Source organism: Pseudomonas sp. CFBP13528 (genome assembly GCF_005233615.1).
GTDB classification, from domain to species: domain Bacteria; phylum Pseudomonadota; class Gammaproteobacteria; order Pseudomonadales; family Pseudomonadaceae; genus Aquipseudomonas; species Aquipseudomonas fluorescens_AM.
On sequence record NZ_QGAJ01000005.1, the window covers coordinates 32,760 to 58,478 of the forward strand.

The window sequence follows — 25,719 nt, forward strand, 5'->3', positions numbered from 1 at the left end:
CTTGCGGCTTGCGGCTTGCCACTTGCCGCCGACAACTGGAGCTCACAACATGACGATCGAAACCTGGCTGCTGTTCAGCGGCGCCGCGCTGGTGGTGATCCTGATCCCGGGCCCGCTGTCCCTGCTGATGATCAGCAACAGCCTCAACTACGGCCTGCGCCGCTCGTACCCGGCATTCCTGGGCGGGGTGTTCGCCTCGATCTGCCTGCTGAGCGCTTCGGCCCTGGGCCTGGGCGCACTGCTGCTGGCGTCCGAGCAAGTGTTCAGCGCATTGAAGATCGTAGGTGCGCTGTACCTGTTCTACCTCGCCTGGCAGAGCTGGCAGCAATCGCGCCTGCCGGCCCAGGGTGCACACGTGCCGCAGACGCCTGCCGTGCCGCGCCTTCGCGCCTTGTTTGGGCGTGCCTTTGTACTGGGTGCGAGCAACCCCAAGGACATCCTGTTTTTCGCCGCCTTCCTGCCGCAATTTCTCAGCAGCCAGCAACCGTTCCTGCCGCAATTGCTGACCATGATTGCCACGTGGACGGTGCTCGACCTGCTGTGCAAACTGGCCTATGGCGCGGGCGCCCATGGCGCCGCACGGTATTTGCGCAGCGGTTCGGGACAGAGCTGGTTCAACCGCATCAGCGCCGCGCTGTTCGGCGGTGCCGGGATTGCATCATTGATCAAAGCTCCGCTGGCCTGATGAAGTAGATCGTGGGCGTTTTAACGTTTTGCACGCCCGCGATCAGCTTGACCAACCTCCCCTCGTTCAAGGCCTCGCTGAACTGTCGATAGAGCGCCGGGTACACCCGGCTTTTATTCAGGAACCAGTCATCGGAAAGCAGTCGCCTGGCGCCCACTTTCATCGCCATGCTTTTTCCGTCCAGCCATTTGGGCACGATGTAATAGAGCTTGTTGGAGGCTGGATGTGTCGCTAAAAGATGGGGATAACGAGGCGCATAGACAAGTTTCAAACGTTCTACAACAAACCCTTGTTGCTGCAGTATCCGGGTCACCTCGTCGAGGCTGGCGGTCACCCGTCTGTGGGTTACCTCCTTCTGGCCTTTGGCTTTGACGAACAGGGAACGGTCAAACGTCGACGGCAGGGTGAAATCCATGCGCTCAAAACTGCCAACCTGCCCGTCTACCCCCACATACAGACTGAACTGCATGCGCGGCCGCATAGGCTGCAACATGCTCATCAAGTCATCGGTTCGAGCCATTTGCCCCGGTACTTGGGGCGTCCACTCGTCCAGGGCTGCGCGGATGCTTAACAACCGGGTGCTCGTCAGTGCGGGTTGACCAGGATCAGCCAATTCAACCAGCCTGCGCGCCGCATACCTGGCGCTGGCCGGCGTCAGGTCCGGAAACCGCGCGCTGATCGAGGCAGCCAACGGCCGGTTGAACAGCGACTGCCTGGCGGTCCAGCGCAGGTCCTCGCCATAGGTGAACAGCACGGGTTGCGGCGCGGTAGCGTCCCCAAGCCGCATACTGATGCTGTCAATACTGTCGATCAGCGATCCTGGCGGCTTGAGAAAAACCACGTCGGCATGGACCTGGGACCCACTGGGCAGGATTTCATAATACCGCTCGCCCACCTTGAGGCTCGGCTGGCTGACCTCCTCGATCGTAAACACTTTGCGGTACGGCGCAATTTCCACGGCCTTGCGCGAACCCTGCGGTTGCCCCCAGTCTCGCCAGGCGCTTGTCAGATTATGCGGGCGCCTACCCAATTGCTCCGTCGACGCAACGGGCGGCGGCGCCCAGCTGACCGGAACCTTCGAGGGGGGCAGTGTGTGCTGCCATAATGGCGTGGCTATCGAGCTGGGCCCCGGTTGCGGCTCGGGTGCGTCGGCCCCCAACAGCCACTGGCGCGGCTCCTCGATGTTCAGAATCAGTTCGTTGTCCCCGGGTGTTCGCGTGTTCTTGAAGCGCAGTTGCCGTTCGCCATCGCGCTGATACACGCCATAACGTTCCCCCTCGGCATCGATGACGAATTGTTCGCCGTTTTTAACGCGCGAGCCTCTGCTGACCGGTCCTTTCAATTCAATCGCATCACTGGCCAGCCCCGAGAGTTTGTAGGGTTCCAGGCCCTTGAAGGTCATGGGGGAGGAAGGTGGCCGCAACGACAGCGGGCTATAAATATGCTGGCGTCGATGCAACTGAGTGAGGGCCAATCTAATCGGCCTTACGGTGACCGGCTTCAGCGGTTTAGCGGCGGGGCCGATCTTGAACGGTGCGAATGTCAGGGCCACATCCAGCACAAGCTGATGAATCGCAATCGCCAGGTCAACGCCGTCGCCTGCGCCGTGATAAAGGCGTCGCGCGGCCAACAGGACTTCATGCAGCAGCACGCCTATGGACACGAAGGGGATCATGGACAGCAGCCCCTTGATCGTTCGAGCCTTTTGCTCACCCAGTCGCCAGAGACGATAAACCTCCAGCGAAGCCTGGGAATTGGATTCGGCGCGCCCCTGGCGCTGCACCTTCAGCACCTGGGCATGGGCCAGCGCTGCGAGCATGTCGCGTGCGTCGGTTTCGGTGATACCCAACCATCGCGCAGGCATCACCTCCTGCTGTTCACGGATCTCCAGCTCGATCTCACTGAGTGAGGTGGCCGGAAACACTCGCTTGCTTTTAAACCAGCGATACAGATGCCGGGCAATGAATAACTCCTTGGGCTCGGTAACCCCCAGGACAAACATTCGCAGTTGCTCCAACATACTGCGCCAGAGCGTTGCGGGGGTTGTCACGGGTGTGATTACGCCCGGATAACCGGCGAGCGCTTGCGTCTCCGAGCCGGGGGCAACGTATTTCGCAAGCTCGGCCATGTTTTCCTGCGCCTGCCAATGCTTCATCAGCACCTCACGCAGAGCATCGAGGCTGTCGTGCTCCGAGAGCGCCGGGAAACTCGTTGCAGCGGGCCAGTAAAAAAGACAGCGCTGCACCTGGGGATCCTGGATCACCACCATCCCGGCAATATGACGTGCCCAGGGCACCGTCAACGCCTCGATCCTGAGAAAATACAGGCGCAGTGGTGAGGGTGCGCCCGTCTGTATCGCTGTTGCGCGCTTGAACAGCTGTTGCCCTTGCTCGCTCAGCGTGCGCTGTTGGGCATCGATCAGGTCTATTTTCGTCTGGCGTCGTACCGGCCGGCGCAGCAATTCATGGCGAAGCGGCGCGTGCGTCGCGGCATCCGCGATATCGTCCTCGCCGTAGCAAACGCTGAGGATTTTTTGATCGTACTGACCACCAATATCCAGGCTGGCAATGGTCTTGATCAAATAGTCCACGCCCAAACGCTCCTTCCAGGCCGGGACCAGATACCGCATGCTTTTCAGGCGCCAGGCGGTCCAGGGCGCTTCGGGGTCGAGGTTAGTCAGCGCGAGCTGCAAAAAGCTGTAGGTCGTGCGCTCTTTGCTGACCACGGCTTTGGGCCCCGCCTCACCGGGACGACGCTCCGGATGGCCGACCCATACGCTGCTCACATCATCGGGAATGTCGAACAACGGCTGATCGATATCCAATGCAGGATAGAGCCCATCCAGGGTCAACTGCTGGATCAGCAATGGACGGGCGAATTGCTCCACGCTCCCCAGGGCACCCACCAGCTCGCGCTGCAGGTTCAGCGCACTGCGTTGCTGGCGATTGACCAACCGCGCGTGCCGCCTGCTGCTCGACACCGGCGCCTGGCTGTACCAGGCCGGCATTCTGGTTGCCAGCGCGGCCCCGGCCATGACCATTTGCAGGTTGTTCAGGGCTACCTCCCTGGCATCGTGAGCCGGTATCTGCAGGCTTTGGGCAACCTCGGCCGCCAAGAGCGTCTTTGCCAACGTGGCGTCGCCGACCTCGGTAAACACCCGCTCGCCCGCCACGATTTTCTGGCGTGCGTCAGCGAAGCCCTTGACTTGCTCCCTTAAACCGGCCAACAGCACATCGCCATCGATATCCGCGAAGCACAGGGTGACCGCCTCGCTCGCTGGCAGGTTGCGCACCCACCTGCGCGCAGCATTGCGCTCGGCACGCCCGATGCACAGCCACAGCGGGTTCGGTTCGCGCGCCATGAAACTGGCCTGCAAGCGCTGCGTCAGCACCGCCAGGGATTTGAAGCGTTGCAACCCACCCTCCAGCCCCGGCATGTACAACAACACCGCACGATTGGCATGGCCCGAAGCACCCGCCACCACGCACACGCCCAGCAATCGGAAGGCTGGCTGCGCTCCCCCGCCCAGGGTCACAGACATCACTCTACCCACACCGAGGCCGCGCGCTTGCAACGGTGTCTCGACCACCGCCCTGACCCGCACCAGCCAGTGTTCGTCAATGAACCCAAGCCGGTGCATCAACTGCGCCTCGTGGATCAAGGCCGCACCGCGCGCCGCCAGCAGACGCTCCTGCCGGCTCGGCACGCCGCTGGCAGGGCCCACCCAAAACGACTCGTCATCCAAGCGATGCTCATGGCCATCGAGCAAGCTCGAGCAATGCTGACGTTGCTCCAGCCATTGCTTGTGCAAGGCAGCGACCGCTTTATAGTCCGCTGTTTCCTCGCTCGGCTTATCGTCATCGAGCAAACGTGTCAGTGCCCGTTCATACTGCTGCTGTTTCTGCTCCCGAATCCGCAATGGCAGACTGTGGGACAGGCTGGCAAAGCTGATTTGCAAAGAACGCTCGTGCTGGTCGCGGCTCAGCAATTGCGCCAGCGCCGAGTTCAAACCCGCCGGCATGCTCAACAGCCTGCGCCCCTGTTCCACCTGCAGTAGACGCTCGAGCGGTTGCATGTAGGCGCCCTTGATCGCATCGCCAGGAAACAGATAAGCACTGTTGATATCCAGCAAGGTTGCCATCTCGTTGTCCCACTGCACGTGCAAGAGCGCCCTGGCGCTATGCTCCAGCGCATGGCTTTCGATCAGCGGGCCCAACTGCCCTTGCGCCATGGGCAACGCTGTGGATGCGGTGAAATCGGGTAACTCATGGCGCCTGCGCACTGCCAGCAACGGCCATAATGCATGTGTCTGCGCCGCCACCCGCTCAGGGAAACCGCTCTGCCAGGCCTGGTGCGTTTCGAACTCATGAAACAACGGCTCCAGGCCCGGCAGGAACAGCACCTGTCGGGGGTGATCAGGATCCGCTTCGTAGTACAGATGCAGCGCGCCACAGAAGGGAATGGTGGCGCCCGACTTGCCCGGGCACACCACCTGCGCCACCCGCAGGTCGGCGCGCAGGCCGCCCGCACGCGCGCGGTGCTCGGCGGCAGGCGCCTCGACCATCGTCATGACCATCGCTAATCCATCCTCGGATAACTGGTTGAGGCCATGAGCCAGCAGCGCTTGATCGCCGATCAACCCGTGGTACGACTCACACCAGTACGCCTCGCGCGTCGCCAATCGATCTTCCGCCAGCACTTGCCAGAACGCCGGCGCCGCAGACTCGATGCGTGCCAACAGGTCCACCTTCAGCACCCGACTCAAGGCCGCGTCGGCCAGTTGCCCGGACTGACACGCCTGCTCACTCAGCTTGCCCTCGCGGACACACGCGCGCTCGGCCAGCAAGCGCATTACCGTGTCGGTCAGGCTGCGACGCCAGTGCGTCTCGTCAGGGGTCAAGGGCACATTGAGCAACAAGGAGTCGGGGTCCATCTCAAAGGTGTCGCGCAAGGTCTGGCGGATCAGGCGACTGATACGTGGCGCGCGCACCTGCATTTGTTGCAGCAAATGCGTCTGGTGTGCACACCGTGCATGAGCCAGATAAAGCTCGTTGAGCTGGCGGCTGGATTTGACGCTAGCGTCGAGGTGTTCGAGCAGAAGGGTGCTGTGTGGCTGAGCGTCAGCCGCCACCAAGGGTTCGGATCCCATGTCTACGTCCATTTTTCTGAAAAAAAAAGACTAGGCAGTTGGAGCGAACCGCTGGGGTTACATAGTTGACGGTCGAAAAAAAGCCCGCAGTGTGCGCGGGCGAAACCAACGAAGAGCATTGGGGGGTGAAGCGAGGTGACGGCTCAGCTACCGCGATAAGTGGAGTAGCTGTAAGGCGAAATCAACAGGGGTACATGGTAATGCTCTTGCTCGGCGCTGATGCCGAAGCGTAATACCACCACATCCAGAAACGCCGGTTCGGGCAGCTGCACACCGCGGGCGCGGTAATAATCACCGGCATTGAATTGCAACTGGTAGATACCGCTGCGGTAGTCGTCGCCTTGCAACAGGGGCGCATCGCAGCGGCCGTCGCCGTTGGTCAACGCGGTGGCGACGAGTTCAAGCTGCGCGCCTTCGACGCGGTAAAGCTCGATCTTGATCGCGCTGCCGGGGCAGCCGTGCGCGGCGTCCAAAACGTGTGTGGTCAAACGTCCCATGGCGTCATGCGCCTCCCGAAGTCAGTAGAAAGACAACCCGCACTCTTTCAGGGCAGCGAAAAAGCCGGCGATGGCTGATTAAGACACTTTTCATTGAAATTGTACACAATAAATTCGACGAGATTCTCATCTACTGTAGGAGCGAGCTGGCTCGCGAAAAACTTCAACGATAACGCGGGCTTTCGAGATGAAAATGGCGCCCTCAGGTTTTTCGCGAGCAAGCTCGCTCCTGCAGTGGAGTTTTTCGCCTTTAGCTGACCACTCAGGCAAGTTTCTTGCAAGGACGGACATGGAGACCCGTCAGAAAAAATGCAGAAATGCAGGCTTACAAAGTTTGCGATAAGTTGTATACAATCACTCATCGCTGTGACGCCACCCAGTCTTTCCACTGCCCGGCCGCCACACACATCTGCTACCACGCACAAGAAGGAAGACTGCAGTGAGCGCTGACTACCCACGCGACCTGATCGGTTACGGCAGTAACCCTCCTCACCCCCATTGGCCGGGCAAGGCACGCATCGCGCTGTCGTTCGTACTCAATTACGAAGAAGGCGGCGAGCGCAATATCCTGCACGGCGACAAAGAGTCCGAAGCGTTTCTCTCGGAAATGGTCTCGGCCCAGCCGCTGCAAGGCGCGCGCAACATGAGCATGGAGTCGCTGTACGAATACGGCAGCCGTGCCGGGGTGTGGCGCATCCTCAAGCTGTTCAAGGAATTCGATATTCCGCTGACCATCTTCGCCGTGGCCATGGCCGCCCAGCGCCATCCGGATGTGATCCGCGCCATGGTTGCCGCCGGCCACGAGATCTGCAGCCACGGCTACCGCTGGATCGACTACCAGTACATGGACGAGGCCCAGGAGCGCGAGCACATGCTCGAAGCGATCCGCATCCTCACCGAACTGACCGGCGAGCGCCCGCTGGGCTGGTACACCGGGCGCACCGGCCCCAACACCCGGCGCCTGGTGATGGAGGAAGGCGGCTTCCTGTACGACTGCGACACCTACGACGACGACCTGCCCTACTGGGAACCCAACACCCCCACGGGCAAGCCGCACCTGGTCATCCCTTATACCCTGGACACCAACGATATGCGCTTCACCCAGGTGCAGGGTTTCAACAAGGGCGATGACTTTTTCGAATACCTCAAGGATGCCTTCGACGTGCTGTACGCCGAAGGCGCCGAGGCGCCGAAGATGTTGTCCATCGGCCTGCATTGCCGCCTGATCGGTCGCCCGGCGCGCCTGGCTTCGCTCAAGCGCTTTATCGAGTACGCCAAGAGCCATGAACAGGTGTGGTTCACTCGCCGCGTCGACATCGCCCGTCACTGGCACGAAACCCACCCCTGCACGGGAGCGGCGAAATGACTGCGTTCAACACCGTCAAACCCTCGACCTTGAGCCGCGATGCGTTTGTCGCCGCCTTCGCCGATATCTACGAACACTCGCCATGGGTAGCCGAACAGGCTTACGACCTGGGCCAGGACGCGTCGATCGACCAGATCGAAACCCTGCACCAGCGCATGAGCGATATCCTGTTGAGCGCTGATCACACCCGCCAGTTGGCGCTGATCAACGCTCACCCGGACCTGGCCGGCCGTGCGGCCGTCCAGGGCCAACTGACCCAAGCCAGCACCGATGAACAGGCTGGCGCGGGGATTCACCAATGCACGGCCGAAGAGTTCTCGCGCTTCACCGAGCTGAACGAGGCCTACAAGGCCAAGTTCAAGTTTCCCTTCATCATGGCGGTAAAAGGCAGCAACCGGCACCAGATCCTCGCCGCGTTCGAAACGCGCATTCACAACTCTGCAGACGCTGAGTTCAAGTGCGCACTGGACGAGATCAACAAGATCGCGTTGTTCCGTTTATTGACCCTCTAAACGACCATCCCCAGCCACTCTATCCAAGGCAGACAAGAAGAATGAAAGCGCAACCCGTACCTTTCGAGAAGTTCGTCAACCTCGCCGACGCCCGCCTGGGCACCAAAATCATCTCGGTGACCGATGACTGGTTCGCCGACGCCAACCGCCTGTTCCAGCCGACCCCGGCTGTGTGGAAGGAGGGCGTTTTCGATGACAACGGCAAGTGGATGGACGGCTGGGAGTCGCGCCGCAAGCGCTTCGAAGGCTACGACAGCGCGGTGATCCGCCTGGGCGTGCCGGGTTCGATCAAAGGCGTGGACATCGACACTTCATTCTTCACCGGCAACTATCCGCCGTCGGCTTCCCTGGAAGCCTGCTTCCTGGCCTCGGGCGAGCCTGACGCCAATACCCAGTGGGTGGACGTGCTGTCGGCCGTCGAGCTGCAAGGCAACAGCCATCACTACCACGAGATCAATAACGACCAGGCCTTCAGCCACCTGCGCTTCAACATCTACCCGGATGGCGGCGTGGCGCGTCTGCGTGTGTACGGCGTGCCGTTCCGTGACTGGTCCGCGGTGGGCGACAACGAACAGGTCGACCTGGCCGCCGCGCTCAATGGTGGTCGTGCCCTGGCCTGCTCCGATGAACACTTCGGCCGCATGAGCAACATCCTCAACCCGGGCCGCGGCATCAACATGGGCGACGGCTGGGAAACCGCGCGTCGGCGTACGCCAGGCAATGACTGGGTGATCGTCGCGCTGGGCCATCCGGGCGAGATCGAACAGATCATCGTCGACACCCTGCACTTCAAGGGCAACTACCCGGACACTTGCTCGATCCAGGGCGCTTTCGTCAAAGGCGGCACCGACAGCCAGATCGAGACCCAATCGCTGTTCTGGCGCGAACTGCTGCCGGCGCAGAAGCTGGAAATGCACGCTGAACACACGTTTGCCGAGCAGATCAAGGCGCTGGGGCCGATTACCCATATCCGCCTGAACGTGTTCCCGGATGGCGGTGTGAGCCGCCTGCGAGTATTGGGCAAAGTAGCCAGATAAGCGGTGACCCCATCGCAGGCAAGCCAGCTCCCACACTTGAATGTATTCACACATCAACTGTGGGAGGGGCTTGCCCCCGATAGCAATAAACCCGACAACACAGCATCCGGATAAGAAGACAGCCATGCGCACACTGATGATCGAACCCCTGACCAAAGAAGCCTTCGCCCCCTTCGGAGACGTTATCGAAACCGATGGCAGCGATCACTTCATGATCAACAATGGGTCGACCATGCGCTTTCACAAACTGGCCACGGTCGAAACGGCACAGCCCGAAGACCACGCCATCATCAGCATCTTCCGCGCCGACGCGCAGGACATGCCGCTGACCGTGTGCATGCTGGAACGACACCCGCTGGGCAGCCAGGCCTTCATTCCGCTGCTCGGCAACCCCTTTCTGATCGTGGTCGCGCCCCTTGGCGATGCACCTGTATCAGGCTTGGTCCGGGCCTTCGTCACCAACGGCAGGCAGGGCATCAATTACCATCGCGGCGTCTGGCACCATCCGGTGCTGACGATCGAAAAGCGGGATGACTTCCTGGTGGTTGATCGCAGTGGCACAGGCAATAACTGCGATGAGCATTTTTTCCCAGAGGATGAGCGTTTGATCCTCGCCCCCCACCAATAAGAGAAGGCCGGATCACCCGACAACAAGGGTGACAGGCGAGAGGTAAAGACTGTGGAAGCACATCTGTTGGAATGGCTGAACCTGAGCGTGCGCTGGGTTCACATGATCACTGGCGTCGCCTGGATCGGCGCTTCGTTCTACTTCGTCTGGCTGGAAAACAACCTCAATCGCGTCAACCCCAAAAGCGGCCTGGCCGGCGACTTGTGGGCAATCCACGGTGGCGGTATCTACCACCTGGAAAAGTACAAACTGGCCCCGCCGACCATGCCGGACAACCTGCACTGGTTCAAATGGGAAGCCTATTCCACCTGGATGTCGGGCGTCGCGCTGCTGTGCGTGGTGTTCTACTGGAACCCGACCTTGTACCTGCTGGCCCCCGGCAGCAGCCTCAGCGGCACCGAAGGCGTATTGCTGGGCATCGGCTCACTGTTCGCCGGCTGGTTCATCTATTCCTTTCTCTGCGACTCGGCCCTGGGCAAGCGCCCTGCCCTGCTCGGCCTGATCCTGTTCGTGCTGCTGATCGCGGCGGCCTATGGCTTCAGCAAGGTGTTCAGCGGCCGTGGCGCCTACCTGCATGTGGGTGCGGTGATCGGTACGATCATGGTCGGCAACGTGTTCCGCATCATCATGCCCGCCCAGCGCGCACTGGTGGCGGCCATTGCCGAGAACCGCACGCCCGACCCGGCACTGCCGGCCAAAGGCTTGCTGCGCTCACGGCACAACAACTACTTCACCTTGCCGGTGCTGTTCATCATGATCAGCAACCACTTCCCGAGCACCTACGGCAGCCAGTACAACTGGCTGATCCTGGCCGGGATCGCCGTGGCGGCGGTGTTGGTGCGGCACTACTTCAACACCCGGCATAACAGCCAGAAGTATGCCTGGACCTTGCCGGTGGGCGCGCTGGCGATGATCAGCCTGGCCTATGTGACCGGACCCAAGCCGGCGCCGGAAGTGGCCAAGGCACCTGCGGCGATCGAGTACCAGCCGTTGCCGGAAACCGCCCTGGGCGGTGGCTTGAAACCGGCTGCGCCCGCCGCACCGGCCGCTGAACCGGCACCGGCCCAGGCCGGCACCGACTTCGGCCAGGTGCACCACGTGATCGAACAACGCTGCACGGTGTGCCACTCGGCCAAACCCACCAGCCCGTTGTTCAGCACGGCACCGGCTGGGGTGATGTTCGACACACCGGCACAGATCCAGCAGCAGGCGGCGCGGATTCAAGCGCAGGCCGTGGCCAGCCAGATCATGCCGTTGGGCAACATTACTCAGATGACCCAGCAGGAGCGGGATCTGATCGGCACCTGGATCAATCAAGGAGCCCGCACCAACTGACTGATTCACAGAGATCCAATGTGGGAGGGGGCTTGCCCCGATAGCAGTGTGCCAGGCAGCACACCTGTAACTGATCAACCGCCATCGGGGGCAAGCCCCCTCCCACATTTGGTACTGCAGTGTTTTGAATATTGCGCTCCACACAACACAACAATAAAAAGATCCGAGGTGTTGCATGTCCCAGTTAGAAACGCAGACTCCTGCCGCGCCCGCCATGGTGCAGCTCCCCCTCTTGCAACTGATTCTGGTAGGCCTGCAACACGTCTTGCTGATGTACGGCGGCGCTGTCGCCGTCCCCTTGATCATCGGCCAGGCTGCGGGCCTGAGCCGTGAAGAAATCGCCTTCCTGATCAACGCCGACCTGTTGGTCGCCGGCATCGCCACCGTCGTGCAATCGGTCGGCATCGGCCCGGTGGGTATTCGCATGCCGGTGATGATGGGCGCCAGTTTCGCCGCCGTCGGCAGCATGGTCGCCATGGCCGGCATGCCCGGTATCGGGTTGCAGGGCATCTTCGGCGCGACCATCGCCGCCGGGTTCTTCGGCATGCTCATCGCCCCCTTCATGTCCAAGGTGGTGCGCTTTTTCCCGCCGCTGGTGACCGGTACGGTGATTACCGCCATCGGTTTGTCGCTGTTTCCGGTGGCCGTGAACTGGGCCGGTGGCGGCAGCGCGGCCGCTACGTTCGGCTCGCCGGTGTACCTGGCGGTGGCCGCGCTGGTGCTGGCCACTATCCTGCTGATCAACCGTTTCATGCGCGGCTTCTGGGTGAACATCTCGGTGCTGATCGGCATGGGCCTGGGTTATGCATTGTGCGGCGTTATCGGCATGGTCGACCTCAGCGGCCTAGCCCAGGCGCCGTGGGTGCAGGTGGTGACGCCGCTGCACTTCGGCATGCCCAGGTTCGAGCTGGCGCCCATTTTGTCGATGTGCCTGGTGGTGGTGATCATCTTTGTCGAATCCACCGGCATGTTCCTCGCCCTGGGCAAGATCACCGGCCAGGAGGTCACGCCAAGGATGCTGCGTCGCGGCCTGCTGTGTGATGCCGGCGCGTCATTCTTCGCCGGGTTCTTCAACACCTTCACCCACTCCTCGTTCGCGCAGAATATCGGCCTGGTGCAGATGACCGGCGTGCGCTGCCGCTCGGTGACAATCATGGCCGGAGTGTTTTTGATTGTGCTGAGCCTGTTGCCCAAGGCCGCCTACCTGGTTGCCTCGATTCCGCCGGCGGTACTGGGCGGCGCGGCCATTGCCATGTTCGGCATGGTGGCGGCGACCGGTATCAAGATCCTGCAGGAAGCCGACATCGCCGACCGGCGCAACCAGTTGCTGGTGGCGGTAAGCATCGGCATGGGCCTGATCCCGGTGGTGCGCCCGGAATTCTTCGCGCAATTGCCGGTGTGGATGAGCCCGATCACCCACAGTGGCATCGCCATGGCCACGCTCAGCGCGTTGTCGCTGAATATCCTGTTCAACATTCTCGGCGGTGCCGAGCGCCCTGCCGTTGAGCACGCTCACACCTGACGCATGCCCCATTGTCGCCCTGTGCGCGCTGTAACGGCGCACTTGAGCCCCGACGTGGGAGCCAGTATTCTCCGCGCCCGCTTGAATCGACGGTTTCTTACCGCCTTGGCGCGGCTTTTGCTGTAGCCATAAAGCTGACCAATCAGACGAGTTTTTCAGCAAATCCAAAGGCGCCGCCTCAGAGCGCCACATTAGAAAAAACATAAAACTTTAACTCGGGAGCACCGAATGAAACCTATGTTCAAAGGCCTGATGCTGGCGGGATCCCTGCTGGCCGGTGGTCAAGCCGTGGCCGGTGATGTGTTGCAGTGGCAAAACAACAGCCTGACGTATCTGTGGGGCAAGAGCTTTACCGTCAACCCGCAGATCCAGCAAACCGTCACCTTCGAGCATGCGGACGCGTGGACGTACGGCGACAACTTCTTCTTCCTCGACCGCATCTTCTACAACGGCAAGGAAGACGGCAACGTCGGCCCGAATACCTACTACGGCGAGTTCAGCCCGCGTTTGTCGTTCGGCAAAATCCTCGACAAGGACCTGTCATTCGGCCCGATCAAAGATGTCTTGCTGGCCTTCACTTACGAGTTCGGCGAAGGCGATAACGAGTCGTACCTGCTGGGCCCGGCGTTTGACTTGAATATTCCGGGTTTCGACTACTTCCAGTTGAACTTCTACCAGCGCCAGACCGAGGGCAACCGCCCGGGTGACGGCGTGTGGCAGATCACTCCGGTGTGGTCGTACACCATTCCCGTGGGCAGCTCCGATGTGTTGATCGACGGGTTCATGGACTGGGTGGTGGACAACGACAAGAACGCCCGTGGCACCTATCACGCCAACCTGCACTTCAACCCGCAGGTCAAATACGACCTGGGCAAGGCGCTGCATTGGGGCGACAAACAGCTGTATGTGGGTTTTGAATACGACTATTGGAAGAACAAGTACGGGATCGAGGACTCGGGGGCGTTCAAGACGACCCAGGACACGGCAAGCTTCCTGGTCAAGTACCACTTCTGATCAAGCACCGCAGTTCAAATGTGGGAGGGGGCTTGCCCCCGATGGCGGCGATTCAGTCACAGATACTGTGAATGACACACCGCTATCGGGGGCAAGCCCCCTCCCACATTCAGCTCTGCACATTCAGTTCTGCGTCAGCCCGAGGAATCGGATGATTTCCTCACGCTTGGCCAGTGCATCCTTACGCCCCAATTCGATCAGTTCGCTGCAATACCCCGCCTCGAACAGCAAGTAACTCAACACCCCCGCCCCACTGGTTTTGGTCGCCCCAGGCCCACGCAGGAACACGCGCAACGCCGCCGGCAATTCCTGGCGATGGCGTGCCGCGATTTCGTCGATCGGCTGGCTGGGCGCAATCACCAGCACTTCCACGGCCGCCAGACCGGGCGAGACATCGCTGAATTGATTCAAGCGCTCCAGCAATTCGATATCGCTTTCCAGGCTGTCAATGAACGTGCTGTTGAGCATGTGCCCGCCGATCTGCGCCAGGGTCGGCTCCTGGCCGGTATAGGTGCGCGGCATCGAGGGTTCATTGCCGCGCGGGTTACCGCTGACGCCTACCACCAGCACGCGGCTGGCGCCCAGGTGCAGCGCCGGGCTGATCGGGGCCGACTGACGCACGGCGCCATCACCGAAGTATTCCTGGTCAAGTTTGACCGGGGCGAACAGCAGGGGAATCGCCGAGCTGGCCAGCAAATGTTCCACCGTGAGTTGCGTCGGCACGCCGATGCGCCGATGGCGCAGCCAGGCGTCGATGGTCGCGCCGCTTTGATAGAAGGTCACCGCTTGCCCGGATTCATAGCCGAATGCGGTGACCGCCACGGCGTGCAGATGGTTGCGCCGGATGGCTTCGTCGATGCCCGCCAGATGCAGTTTGTCCTGCAGCAAATCGCGCAGCGGTGCACTGTCGAGCAACGCCACCGGAAACCGCCTGCCCAGGCCCAGCAGGCTATGAAAGAGAAAGCGACTGGCCTGGCGAATCACGCCCGGCCAGTCGCTGCGCAGTACCAGATGGCTGCGAAAAGCCTGCCAGAACGCGGTGAGGCGTTGGACAGCGGCGGTGAAGTCAGTCGCGCCACTGGCCAGGGTGACCGCATTGATCGCCCCGGCCGACGTGCCGACGATCACCGGAAAGGGATTGGGCGCCCCCGGCGGCAGCAACTCGGCAATCGCCGCCAACACCCCTACCTGATACGCCGCACGCGCCCCGCCGCCGGAAAGAATCAAGCCTGTGACCGGTTCAGCTGGGCGCATTGCGTCACTCCATGTGGGAAAGGTATGCCTTACCGACGGCGTTTTTCGTACAGCTTGGGTTCGCCCGGTGGCCGGCTCTTGAAGCGGCGATGGGTCCACAGGTATTGCTCGGGGCAGTCGCGCACCGAGGCTTCGACCCACTGGTTGATGCGCAGGCAATCGATTTCGTCGGTTTCCCCTGGGAAGTCGGTCAACGGCGCATGAATCACCAGACGGTAGCCGCTGCCATCGGCCAGGCGCTCCTGGGTGAACGGCACCACCAAGGCCTTGCCCAGACGCGCAAACTTGCTGGTGGCCGTGACAGTGGCGGCCTGGATGCCGAACAGCGGCACGAAGATACTTTGCTTGGCGCCGTAGTCCTGGTCCGGCGCGTACCAGATCGCACGGCCGGCGCGCAGCAGCTTGAGCATGCCGCGCACATCGTCGCGCTCCACTGCCAGGGAATCGAGGTTGTGGCGCTCGCGACCACGGCGCTGGATAAAGTCGAACAGCGGGTTGCCGTGCTCGCGGTACATGCCATCGATGGTGTGCTTCTGCCCGAGCAGGGCAGCGCCGATTTCAAGCGTGGTGAAATGCAGGGCCATCAGAATCACGCCCTTGCCCTCCAGATGCGCCTGCCTCAGATGCTCCAGACCCTCGACATGGGCCAGGCGTGCCAGACGCGGCTTGGGCCACCACCAGCTCATCGCCATCTCGAAAAAGGCGATACCGGTGGAGGCAAAATTTTCCTTGAGCAGGCGTTTGCGCGCTTGGGCGGACTTTTCCGGAAAGCACAGCTCAAGGTTGCGTGCCGCAATACGGCGACGCTCACCGGCCACGCGGTACATGCCCGCGCCCAGCAGGCGACCAATGGTCAGCAGCACGCGGTACGGCAGTTGGGTGACCAGCCACAACAGGCCCAGCCCCAGCCATAACGGCCAAAAACGCGGGTGAAGAAATACAGCTCGAAAACGCGGGCGATCCATTACAGATTCCGGTAAAGACAAGGGCCGCGCATTCTACAACGGTTCGACTCGGCTTGCGGCGGGTGAGTGTTCTCGTTATAAGTCTCGACACTTTTCGTGACAAGCCGCTTTCGCCGACCATGAGCCAAACCGAACCGCTAGACCAAGATCCCGTGTTCCAGCTGAAAGGCAGCATGCTCGCCATTACCGTGCTGGAACTGGCCCGCAATGACCTCGATGCCCTCGACCGCCAACTGGCCGCCAAGGTCGCCCTGGCGCCGAATTTTTTCAACAATGCCCCGCTGGTGCTGGCCCTGGACAAACTGCCAGCAGGCCAAGGCGCGATCGACCTGCCCGGGCTGATGCGCGTGTGCCGCTCCCACGGCCTGCGTACCCTGGCGATTCGCGCCAGCCGTATCGAAGACATCGCCGCCGCCATCGCCATTGAACTGCCAGTACTGCCGCCGTCCGGTGCACGCGAGCGTCCGCTCGAACCATCGGTCGGTGAAGAGAAGAAAAAACCGGAAAAACCACCTGAACCCTTGATCAGGCCAACAAAGATCATCACCTCGCCCGTACGCGGCGGGCAGCAGATTTACGCCCAGGGCGGCGACCTGGTGGTGGTCTCCTCGGTCAGCCCTGGCGCGGAACTTCTCGCCGATGGCAACATCCATGTATACGGCCCGATGCGCGGCCGTGCCCTGGCCGGCATCAAGGGTGATACCAAGGCGCGTATTTTCTGCCAGCAGTTGACCGCTGAGCTGGTTTCCATCGCGGGTCAGTACAAGGTTTCCGAAGATCTGCGTCGTGATCCGCTGTGGGGCGCTTCGGTACAGGTCAACCTGTCGGGCGATGTGTTGAACATCATCCGTCTTTAACGGATACTGCCGCATTTTCCAAGCATCTCTAGACTCTGATAGCAAAGCGAAACTGGCAATACTTGCGTAGGACTATTTGGAAGTTGGCGTTTCCCCTGGGCAAACCCTGGCTTTTTCCCTACAAAGGCTGTCCGCCTGCAGCGAGTTTCAAGAGATGTTTTTCAGGGACTGAACGTCCTTTTTCCTTAGGGGTGAAACACCTTGGCCAAGATTCTCGTGGTTACATCCGGCAAGGGTGGTGTGGGTAAGACCACCACCAGCGCCGCTATCGGTACCGGCCTCGCTTTGCGCGGCCACAAGACAGTCATCGTCGACTTCGACGTCGGTTTGCGTAACCTCGACCTGATCATGGGCTGCGAACGCCGCGTGGTGTACGACTTCGTCAACGTGGTGAACGGCGAAGCCAACCTGCAGCAGGCCCTGATCAAGGACAAGCGCCTTGAGAACCTGTACGTGCTGGCCGCCAGCCAGACCCGTGACAAAGACGCGCTGACCAAGGAAGGCGTAGGCAAAGTCCTCGCCGAGCTGAAAGAAACCTTCGAATACGTGGTGTGCGATTCCCCCGCCGGTATCGAAACCGGCGCTCACCTGGCGATGTACTTCGCCGATGAAGCCATCGTGGTGACCAACCCGGAAGTGTCCTCGGTACGTGACTCCGACCGCATGCTCGGCCTCCTGGCCAGCAAGTCCAAGCGCGCCGAAGAAGGCCAGGACCCGATCAAGGAACACCTGCTGCTGACCCGCTACAACCCTGAGCGTGTCAGCAATGGCGAAATGCTCGGCGTTGAAGACGTCAAGGACATCCTCGCCGTGACCCTGCTGGGTGTGATCCCGGAATCCCAGGCCGTCCTGAAGGCTTCCAACCAGGGCGTGCCAGTGATTCTCGACGACCAGAGCGACGCCGGCCAGGCGTACAGCGATGCCGTTGATCGTTTGCTGGGCAAGACCGTGGAACACCGCTTCCTCGATGTGAAGAAGAAGGGATTCTTCGAGCGTATCTTTGGAGGCAACTAAACAATGAAATTTCTCGACTTCTTTCGCGCCAACAAAAAACCCAGTACCGCATCGGTCGCGAAAGAGCGTCTACAGATCATCGTGGCGCACGAACGCGGCCAACGCAGTACCCCGGACTACCTGCCAGCCTTGCAGAAGGAACTGGTCGAGGTGATCCGCAAGTACGTCAATATCGGTAACGATGACGTGCATGTCGCCCTGGAAAATGACGGCAGCTGCTCGATTCTGGAACTCAATATCACCCTGCCTGATCGTTGATCGAACAGGCGGCCGCCACGGCGGCTCGGTCACCTTGATCCCTTGCCGGGAACCGGGTGGGCGAGCCGCCGTTGGCGTTTGTTACGAGGCTGTTTAATGCCGCTGTCCAACATCCATATCCTGCATCAGGACGACGCTGTCCTGGTGGTGAACAAGCCGACCCTGCTGCTCTCGGTGCCGGGCCGCGCCGACGACAACAAGGACTGCCTGATCACCCGCCTGCAGGAAAACGGCTACCCCGAAGCCCGCATCGTCCATCGGCTCGACTGGGAAACGTCCGGCATTATCCTGCTGGCCCGGGACGCGAATAGCCACCGCGAACTGTCCCGCCAGTTTCACGACCGCGAAACAGAAAAGGCCTACACCGCCTTGGCGTGGGGCCAGCCGGAACTGGACAGCGGCAGCATCGACTTGCCCTTGCGCTATGACCCACCGACCAAGCCGCGCCATGTGGTGGATCACGAATTCGGCAAACATGCGCTGACCTTCTGGAAAGTGCTGGAGCGTTGTGGCGACTGGTGCCGCGTCGAACTGACGCCGATCACCGGGCGCTCGCACCAGTTGCGCGTGCACATGCTGTCCATCGGGCATCCGTTGCTCGGTGATGGCCTGTATGCCCACGAACAGGCCCTGGCTGCCTGGCCGCGCCTGTGTCTGCACGCGAGCATGCTCGGCTTCACTCATCCGCAAAGCGGCGAACGCCTGCGCTTCGAGTGCCCAGCACCCTTTTAAGTTGTGAATGCAGTCAAATGTGGGAGGGGGCTTGCCCCCGATAGCAGTGGGTCAGTCACCAGATGCAGTGACTGGCACTCCGCCATCGGGGCAAGCCCCCTCCCACATTTTGTTCTGTGTCAGTTCTCGACACCGAGTCAAATCAATACGGTAAACTCCGCGCATTGCTGTCTGGAGCTATTTATGCGCGAAGCGTTGAATCAAGGCCTGATCGACTTCCTCAAGGCCTCCCCTACTCCTTTTCATGCCACAGCCGCCCTCGCCCAGCGCCTGGAAGCGGCCGGTTACCAGCGTCTCGACGAGCGCGACACCTGGACCACCGAGGCCAACGGTCGCTATTACGTGACCCGTAACGACTCCTCGATCATCGCCTTCAAACTGGGCCGCCACTCGCCGCTGCAAGACGGTATTCGCATGGTCGGCGCCCACACCGACAGCCCATGCCTGCGGGTCAAGCCGCAGCCCGAGCTGCAGCGCCAGGGTTTCTGGCAGTTGGGCGTGGAAGTCTATGGCGGCGCCTTGCTGGCCCCGTGGTTCGACCGCGACCTGTCCCTGGCCGGCCGTGTGACGTTCCGGCGCGATGGCAAGGTCGAAAGCCAACTGATCGACTTCAAGCTGCCGATCGCGATCATTCCCAACCTGGCCATTCACCTGAACCGTGAGGCCAACCAGGGGTGGGCGATCAATGCACAGACCGAACTGCCGCCGATCCTCGCGCAATTTGCCGGTGACGAGCGCGTGGACTTTCGTGCCGTGCTTACCGAGCAACTGGCGCGCGAGCATGGGCTCAATGCCGACGTGGTGCTCGACTACGAGCTGAGCTTCTACGACACCCAAAGCGCAGCCGTGATTGGCCTGAACGGCGACTTCATCGCCGGCGCACGCCTGGACAACCTGCTGTCGTGCTATGCCGGGCTGCAGGCGCTGCTCACCAGCGACACCGAAGAAACCTGCGTGCTGGTGTGCAACGATCACGAAGAAGTCGGCTCCTGCTCGGCGTGCGGCGCCGATGGCCCGATGCTGGAACAGACCCTGCGCCGCCTGCTGCCGGAAGGTGAGGAATTCGTACGCACCATTCAGAAATCCCTGTTGGTGTCTGCCGACAACGCCCACGGCGTGCACCCGAACTACGCCGAGAAACACGACGCCAACCACGGCCCCAAGCTCAACGCCGGCCCGGTGATCAAGGTCAACAGCAACCAGCGCTACGCCACCAACAGCGAAACCGCCGGGTTCTTCCGCCACCTGTGCATGGCCCAGGAAGTACCGGTGCAGAGCTTTGTAGTGCGCAGCGATATGGGCTGCGGCTCGACGATAGGCCCCATCACCGCCAGCCACCTGGGCGTACGTACGGTGGACATCGGCCTGCCGACGTTTGCCATGCACTCCATTCGGGAGCTGTGCGGCAGTCATGACCTGGCGCATCTGGTGAAGGTATTGGGTGCGTTTTATGCCAGTCGCGACCTGCCCTGATCTGCCAGGCTAACTCGGTCAAATGTGGGAGGGGGCTTGCCCCCGATGCGGTGGATCAGTCAATAGATGTACTGACTGACACACTGCTATCGGGGGCAAGCCCCCTCCCACATTAGGTTTGGCGTACACCTGATCTGCGTCACCGACACTTTTAATAATCCGACCTAGACTTGTCAGAACTTCCACTCCGACAAGGCCGTCGCCTGATGATCTCCATGTCCTCTTTCCACGCCATGCTTATCCCCATCCTGATCGGCATGATCATGCTCGCCGCCGGCTTCAACTTTCGTGACAACCCCCTTGGCGTGTTCGGCATGTGGATCGGTATGCTGCTGATTCTCGGCACCGTGGTGTACAAGATCCTCGCCAAATTGGCGCAATGACACTCGCATCTGGCATAGCGGCCTCGTACACTCGGTCAATTCATCGCTTTCAAGGTTGACCGCCTCGTGCTTTCCCGTCTGTTTGCCCTGCCCCGCTACCTGCTGATCACCCTGCTCATGCTCCTGCCGCTGACGTCCGCCCAGGCTGTCGGCTTGCCCGGGATGCTGGGCGGCTCCAACAAGGCCCAACCCCAGGCCGAGGTGCCCCTGGGGCAGTCGCTGGACGAGGTGATCAAGACCCTGGAGAACGACCAGCAGCGCACCCAACTGCTGAGCGACTTGAAAAAGCTGCGCGCCGCCACGCAAAAAGCCCAACCGGCGGCCGAACTCGGTGTGCTCGGACTGATTGGCAGCACGTTGTCGGGCTTTGAACAGCAGTTCTCCGGCGCCGACAGCCCGCTGGGCCGCTGGGCCAATGAAGTCGACCTGGCCAGGGATGAACTCGGCGCGCTGATGCTGCCCGCCAACGAATGGTTGCCGATCATCTTTGGTTTTGCGGTGATCCTGGCGGTGTGGAGCCTGCTGGCTGCCGCGCTGATCTGGCTCAGCCACCGCGTGCGCGAGCGCTTCGGCCTGCCCGAGGAACTGCCGCAACACCCGCGCACCTGGGACATGCTGCGCTTTGCCCTGCGCAAGTTGGGCCCGTGGCTCATCGCCTTGGTGATCACGGTCTACCTGAGCTACGCCCTGCCTTCGTCCCTGGGCAAGTCCCTGGCGATGGTGCTGGCTTACGCGCTGGTGGTCGGCACCTGTTTCTCGGCGATCTGCGTGATTGCCTTCTCCGTGCTCGACGGCCCGCACCGCCACCGCGCCCTGTATATCCTGCGCCACCAGGCCTTCCGCCCGCTGTGGTGGATCGGCAGTTTTGCCGCCTTTGGCGAAGCCTTGAGCGACCCGCGGCTGGTCGCGGCGCTCGGCCAGCACCTGGCCCACACCGCCGCGACCGTCGCCAATGTCATGGCCGCGCTGTCCACCGGCGTCTTCATCCTGCGGTTTCGCCGGCCGATTGCGCACCTGATCCGCAACCAGCCGCTGTCGCGCCGTTTGACGCGTCGCGCCCTCACCGACACCCTCTCGATCATCGGCACCTTCTGGTACTTGCCGGCGTTGTTGCTGGTGGGCATTTCGCTGTTCGCTACCTTCCTCTCCGCCGGCGACAGCAGCACCGCCCTGCGCCAGTCGCTGCTGTGCACGGTGCTGCTGGTGTTGTGCATGGTGATCAACGGGCTGGTGCGACGCCACGCCCTCAGACCGCAACGCGGACACAAGCGCCATGCGCTGTACTCCGACCGCCTGAAAAACTTCGTTTACACCCTGGTGCATCTAGTGGTGTGGCTGGTGTTTATCGAGTTGGGGCTGCGGGTCTGGGGCCTGTCGATGATTCGCTTTACCGAAGGCGATGGCCATGAAGTCAGCGTCAAGCTGTTCGGCCTGGGCGGGACCCTGCTGTTCGCCTGGCTGATCTGGATCCTCAGCGACACCGCGATTCACCATGCCCTGACCCGCTCACGCAAAGGCCTGGCCAATGCGCGGGCGCAGACCATGATGCCGCTGATCCGCAACGTGCTGTTCGTGACCATCTTTATCATTGCCGCCATCGTCGCCCTGGCGAACATGGGCATGAACGTCACACCGCTGCTGGCCGGTGCGGGTGTCATCGGTATCGCCATCGGTTTTGGTGCGCAGTCACTGGTGGCGGACTTGATCACGGGCCTGTTCATCATTATCGAAGACTCCCTGGCCATCGATGACTACGTGGACGTCGGCGGCCACTTGGGCACTGTCGAAGGCCTGACCATTCGTACCGTGCGCCTGCGCGATATCGACGGCATCGTGCACACCATTCCGTTCAGCGAAATCAAGAGCATCAAGAACTATTCCCGCGAGTTCGGCTACGCGATATTCCGCGTGGCGATCCCCTACAACATGGAGATCGACGACGCGATCAAGCTGATGCGCGATGTCGGCCAGGCCATGCGTAATGACCCGCTGCAACGCCGCAATATCTGGTCGCCGCTGGAGATCCAGGGTGTGGAGAGTTTTGAATCAGGCAGCGCCATCCTGCGCGCGCGGTTCAAGACTGCGCCGATCAAGCAATGGGAAGTGTCGCGGGCGTTCAACCTGTCGCTCAAGCGGCACCTGGATGAAGCCGGGCTTGACCTGGCGACACCGCGCTTGAGCGTGCAGGTGGTGACGGGGGGACAGGAGAAAGAAAGGCCTGAAGTCAACGCGAATTAATTGTGGGAGGGGGCTTGCCCCCTCCCACATTCTGATCGGCGGTGTTCAGGCGAGTGCAGCGCCATCCATCTTTTGACGCAAGCTCAGCGGACGCATATCCGTCCAGTTCTCTTCGATATAGGCCAGGCACTCTTTCTTCATGCCGCTCTTGCCCACGGTGCGCCAGCCCTCAGGCACGGCCTTGTAGTCGGGCCAGATCGAATATTGCTCTTCGTGGTTGACCACTACCTGAAACAGGATGTCGTCGCGGTCAAATACTGAGGTCATTGCTGTTCTCCGTCGCTCAAAGGCCGGCCGCGCACCATGCGCAGCACTGATATCTGTAGAAACGTATCAAGGGCCAGGAAAATTAGACGCTGGCGACCGCTGCCGCCAGGGCGCGCCCGAAGATCTCGGCGACGCGGTCGATCTCGGCGGCGGTGATCACCAGCGGCGGCAGGAAGCGCACCACACTGCCATGCCGCCCACCCAGCTCGAGGATCAGGCCGCGCTTGAGGCACTCACGTTGCAGCACAGGCGCGAGCTGGCGATGCACCGGCGGATGGCCCTGGATGTCGCGTGGGCCATTGGGGTCCACCAGTTCCACGCCGAGCATCAGCCCACGTCCGCGAATATCCCCCAGGTGCGCAAAGTCGCGCTGCAGGATATGCAGATGTTCGCCCAGGCGCTCGCCCATCGCCGCCGCGTGCGCGGCCACGTCGTGCTCCTTGAGGTAGCGCATCACCGCGGAACCGGCCGCCATCGCCATCTGGTTGCCACGGAAGGTCCCGGCATGCGCACCCGGCAGCCAAGTGTCGAGCCAGTCGCGGTACACCACCACCGCCAGCGGCAAGCTGCCACCAATGGCTTTGGACATCACCACCACGTCCGGGATGATCCCCGCGTGCTCGAAGGCAAACATTTTGCCGGTGCGGCCAAAGCCACTCTGGATCTCATCGACAATCAGCGCTACCCCTGCCTGTTCGGTAATGCGCCGCAAGCCGCGCAGCCAGTCGAGATCCGCCGGCACCACACCGCCCTCGCCCTGCACCACTTCGACAATCACCGCCGCTGGCGGCAACACGCCGGCTTCGGGATCGTTGAGCAGGTTTTCCAGATAATGCAGGTTGACCCGCACCCCCTCCGCGCCTCCCAGACCGAACGGGCAGCGGTAGTCGTAAGGGTATGGCAGAAATTGCACACCATTGGCGAGCAACGCACCCAGGGGTTTCTTCGGCCCGAGGCTGCCCATCAGGCTCAACGCGCCCTGGCTCATGCCGTGATACCCCCCCTGGAACGACAACACCGTACTGCGCCCGGTGGCGGTGCGTACCAGCTTCAAGGCCGCTTCCACCGCATCGGTGCCGGTGGGGCCGCAGAACTGGATCTTCGCTTCCCGCGCCAGCTCCGGCGGTAACAAGCCGAACAGGTCCTGCACGAACTGATCCTTGACTGGCGTGGTCAGGTCCAGGGTGTGCAACGGCAACTCGTCGCTCAATACCTGTTGAATCGCCTGGATCACCACCGGGTGGTTATGTCCAAGGGCCAACGTGCCGGCGCCGGCCAGGCAATCAATGAAACTGCGGCCCTCCACGTCTTCCACGTAGATACCCTTGGCACGCTTGAGCGCCAGAGGGATGCGCCGCGGGTAGCTGCGGGCGTTGGATTCCTGCTGGCGCTGACGGGCCAGCAGCGGGGTTTCGTCGAACTGATAGAGCGTCTCGCTGGCGTGCACAGGCGCGGCTTCAATGGGGCTGGTAGCGACTGACATCTCTCGATCCCTCAATACACGGGTGATGGTGGTCATCCGTGGGGGTGGAAATGCGCACGGACTTCATGTTCTGAAGACGCATCAGCGAGAAGAGGATTTAGGGGTCGGGGGTGGCTAACTGATGAATGAAGATCCAAATGTGGGAGGGGGCAAGCCCCCTCCCACAGTTAAATTGCGCTCGGCTTCAGAGTCCCCGGTACTTTTCATTCAGCGCATACAGGATCGCGCAGGTCTCGGCATCCAGAAACCCGGCATACTCGCGCGCCCGAAAGTGCATCTGAAACGCCCGGGTGCGCTGTTCAAAGGCCTGGCGATTCCAGGCCGGTTTGTAGCCATAGCGCTGAAACGCCCGCTCGACTTCCACTTCCGGCGGCAAGCCCATGCAAAACCGGCGTTGGTACATCGCCCGAGCGGTTTCGTCAAACCAGGCCCCTATTCCGGCCTCATGCAGGCAGCGCCAGGGCAGACGAGGGCCCGGGTCGCTCTTGCGCCAGTACGCCACATCCGAATGCCCGAGAATATCGACCGGGCCGATGTGCGGGTAACGCTCGAGAATGTCGCGCACCAACGCAATCAACACCCGCACCTGTTCCTCGCGATACGCGGGAAAAGTGAACACGCCTTTGTCGTCACGGGCCAGGTTGACGATTTCGATGCCGATCGCGCGGCTGTTGAGGTTATCCCGCCCGTCCCAATAGCTCGCCCCGGCATGCCAGGCACGCTTGTCCTCGCCCACCAGGCGAAACACGCGCAGTTCGTCATAGCCGGCAGCGCGATAGGCGGGTTCATCGGGATCGGGCAGCAGGTAGTGAGCGCTGACCCCATTCTGCGTCAGGGTGCGCAAGGACGATTTAAAGGGTGCCGCGGTGTAATGCAGGATCACCTGCCCCACGGGCTCGCCACTACGTTCGTTGAAATCCTTGGCAGGGAAACTGGTATCGATGACCAACATAAGATCCGTCCTTTTCAATACGGGCCGAATCATTCGGCCCGTTCAAGCACAAAAAAATTACCGCCATCCTGACGACTTGCAGGTCAGGCGGGCGGTAA

At 61.5% G+C, this 25,719-nt stretch carries 22 protein-coding genes; 15 read left to right on the plus strand and 7 right to left on the minus strand.

The genetic code is table 11. The annotated features are described in order from the left end of the window. Window positions 1–49: 49 nt before the first annotated feature. A complete protein-coding gene (locus PspCFBP13528_RS12055) occupies window positions 50–685 on the plus strand; it encodes a LysE family translocator (protein WP_137200296.1) in 636 nt (211 codons plus the stop codon). Here PspCFBP13528_RS12055 and PspCFBP13528_RS12060 read toward each other — a convergent pair. Continuing rightward, window positions 666–5,834, minus strand: a complete 5,169-nt coding sequence (locus tag PspCFBP13528_RS12060) for a DUF6543 domain-containing protein (RefSeq protein WP_241669084.1) — start codon at window positions 5,832–5,834, stop codon at window positions 666–668. The genes PspCFBP13528_RS12055 and PspCFBP13528_RS12060 overlap by 20 nt on opposite strands. Window positions 5,835–5,977: 143 nt before the next feature. Further along, window positions 5,978–6,331, minus strand: coding sequence for a hydroxyisourate hydrolase (gene uraH, locus PspCFBP13528_RS12065; protein WP_137200297.1), 354 nt, complete (start codon window positions 6,329–6,331; stop codon window positions 5,978–5,980). Between the two features lie 439 nt (window positions 6,332–6,770). Here uraH and puuE point away from each other — a divergent pair, with 439 nt between their 5' ends. From puuE to PspCFBP13528_RS12105, 7 genes are all read left to right on the plus strand, one after another. Beyond that, the gene (puuE, locus tag PspCFBP13528_RS12075; protein WP_065950260.1) at window positions 6,771–7,697 is read left to right on the plus strand and encodes an allantoinase PuuE; all 927 of its coding nucleotides are present in this window, start codon (window positions 6,771–6,773) and stop codon (window positions 7,695–7,697) included. Beyond that, the gene (gene uraD / locus PspCFBP13528_RS12080) at window positions 7,694–8,209 is read left to right on the plus strand and encodes a 2-oxo-4-hydroxy-4-carboxy-5-ureidoimidazoline decarboxylase (RefSeq protein WP_065950261.1); all 516 of its coding nucleotides are present in this window, start codon (window positions 7,694–7,696) and stop codon (window positions 8,207–8,209) included. Before puuE ends, uraD begins: the two co-directional genes overlap by 4 nt. Before the next feature lie 41 nt (window positions 8,210–8,250). Continuing rightward, window positions 8,251–9,246: an allantoicase gene (gene alc / locus PspCFBP13528_RS12085; RefSeq protein WP_065950262.1), complete on the plus strand. Its 996-nt coding sequence runs from the start codon at window positions 8,251–8,253 to the stop codon at window positions 9,244–9,246. A 124-nt stretch (window positions 9,247–9,370) separates the two neighbouring features. Then, a complete protein-coding gene (locus PspCFBP13528_RS12090) occupies window positions 9,371–9,874 on the plus strand; it encodes an ureidoglycolate lyase (RefSeq protein WP_137200298.1) in 504 nt (167 codons plus the stop codon). Window positions 9,875–9,925: 51 nt separating this feature from the next. Continuing rightward, window positions 9,926–11,209: a urate hydroxylase PuuD gene (locus tag PspCFBP13528_RS12095; RefSeq protein WP_137200299.1), complete on the plus strand. Its 1,284-nt coding sequence runs from the start codon at window positions 9,926–9,928 to the stop codon at window positions 11,207–11,209. Between the two features lie 175 nt (window positions 11,210–11,384). After that, window positions 11,385–12,731 carry a nucleobase:cation symporter-2 family protein gene (locus PspCFBP13528_RS12100; protein ID WP_137200300.1) on the plus strand — a complete coding sequence of 449 codons (1,347 nt, stop codon included), beginning with the start codon at window positions 11,385–11,387 and terminating at the stop codon, window positions 12,729–12,731. A 228-nt stretch (window positions 12,732–12,959) separates the two neighbouring features. Continuing rightward, on the plus strand, window positions 12,960–13,745 hold the full coding sequence (locus PspCFBP13528_RS12105; RefSeq protein ID WP_065950265.1) for an outer membrane protein OmpK: 786 nt from the start codon (window positions 12,960–12,962) through the stop codon (window positions 13,743–13,745). A 123-nt stretch (window positions 13,746–13,868) separates the two neighbouring features. Here the strand turns inward: PspCFBP13528_RS12105 and PspCFBP13528_RS12110 are convergent, their stop codons facing one another. Beyond that, on the minus strand, window positions 13,869–14,999 hold the full coding sequence (locus PspCFBP13528_RS12110) for a patatin-like phospholipase family protein (protein ID WP_137200301.1): 1,131 nt from the start codon (window positions 14,997–14,999) through the stop codon (window positions 13,869–13,871). 29 nt (window positions 15,000–15,028) lie between these two features. Then, window positions 15,029–15,964 (minus strand): lipid A biosynthesis lauroyl acyltransferase, encoded by a 936-nt coding sequence (locus PspCFBP13528_RS12115; protein WP_065950267.1) that lies wholly within the window; start codon window positions 15,962–15,964, stop codon window positions 15,029–15,031. Between the two features lie 119 nt (window positions 15,965–16,083). On the opposite strand from PspCFBP13528_RS12115, the gene minC reads away from it, so the two are divergent. The 7 genes from minC to PspCFBP13528_RS12145 all read left to right on the plus strand — a co-directional run bounded on the left by minC (window position 16,084) and on the right by PspCFBP13528_RS12145 (window position 22,919). Next, complete coding sequence (gene minC, locus PspCFBP13528_RS12120; RefSeq protein ID WP_101218555.1) at window positions 16,084–16,821, plus strand: septum site-determining protein MinC; 738 nt, start codon at window positions 16,084–16,086, stop codon at window positions 16,819–16,821. A 201-nt stretch (window positions 16,822–17,022) separates the two neighbouring features. After that, window positions 17,023–17,835 carry a septum site-determining protein MinD gene (minD, locus tag PspCFBP13528_RS12125; protein ID WP_065887939.1) on the plus strand — a complete coding sequence of 271 codons (813 nt, stop codon included), beginning with the start codon at window positions 17,023–17,025 and terminating at the stop codon, window positions 17,833–17,835. A 3-nt stretch (window positions 17,836–17,838) separates the two neighbouring features. Further along, window positions 17,839–18,093 (plus strand): cell division topological specificity factor MinE, encoded by a 255-nt coding sequence (gene minE, locus PspCFBP13528_RS12130; RefSeq protein ID WP_003175252.1) that lies wholly within the window; start codon window positions 17,839–17,841, stop codon window positions 18,091–18,093. A gap of 96 nt (window positions 18,094–18,189) precedes the next feature. Further along, window positions 18,190–18,825, plus strand: coding sequence for an RluA family pseudouridine synthase (locus tag PspCFBP13528_RS12135; protein ID WP_137200302.1), 636 nt, complete (start codon window positions 18,190–18,192; stop codon window positions 18,823–18,825). Between the two features lie 183 nt (window positions 18,826–19,008). Further along, on the plus strand, window positions 19,009–20,298 hold the full coding sequence (locus PspCFBP13528_RS12140) for a M18 family aminopeptidase (protein ID WP_065887937.1): 1,290 nt from the start codon (window positions 19,009–19,011) through the stop codon (window positions 20,296–20,298). 215 nt (window positions 20,299–20,513) lie between these two features. Beyond that, window positions 20,514–20,681 carry a hypothetical protein gene (locus PspCFBP13528_RS27560; protein WP_162515424.1) on the plus strand — a complete coding sequence of 56 codons (168 nt, stop codon included), beginning with the start codon at window positions 20,514–20,516 and terminating at the stop codon, window positions 20,679–20,681. A 66-nt stretch (window positions 20,682–20,747) separates the two neighbouring features. Further along, window positions 20,748–22,919 (plus strand): mechanosensitive ion channel domain-containing protein, encoded by a 2,172-nt coding sequence (locus PspCFBP13528_RS12145; RefSeq protein WP_137200303.1) that lies wholly within the window; start codon window positions 20,748–20,750, stop codon window positions 22,917–22,919. Window positions 22,920–22,964: 45 nt separating this feature from the next. On the opposite strand, the gene PspCFBP13528_RS12150 is transcribed toward PspCFBP13528_RS12145, so the two are convergent. The 3 genes from PspCFBP13528_RS12150 to PspCFBP13528_RS12160 form a co-directional block, all read right to left on the minus strand. Next, window positions 22,965–23,186, minus strand: coding sequence for an MbtH family protein (locus PspCFBP13528_RS12150; protein ID WP_057721389.1), 222 nt, complete (start codon window positions 23,184–23,186; stop codon window positions 22,965–22,967). A gap of 82 nt (window positions 23,187–23,268) precedes the next feature. Next, window positions 23,269–24,669, minus strand: coding sequence for an aspartate aminotransferase family protein (locus tag PspCFBP13528_RS12155; protein WP_101218551.1), 1,401 nt, complete (start codon window positions 24,667–24,669; stop codon window positions 23,269–23,271). Window positions 24,670–24,853: 184 nt separating this feature from the next. Then, a complete protein-coding gene (locus tag PspCFBP13528_RS12160) occupies window positions 24,854–25,621 on the minus strand; it encodes an N-acetylmuramoyl-L-alanine amidase (RefSeq protein ID WP_065950272.1) in 768 nt (255 codons plus the stop codon). Window positions 25,622–25,719 lie beyond the last annotated feature (98 nt).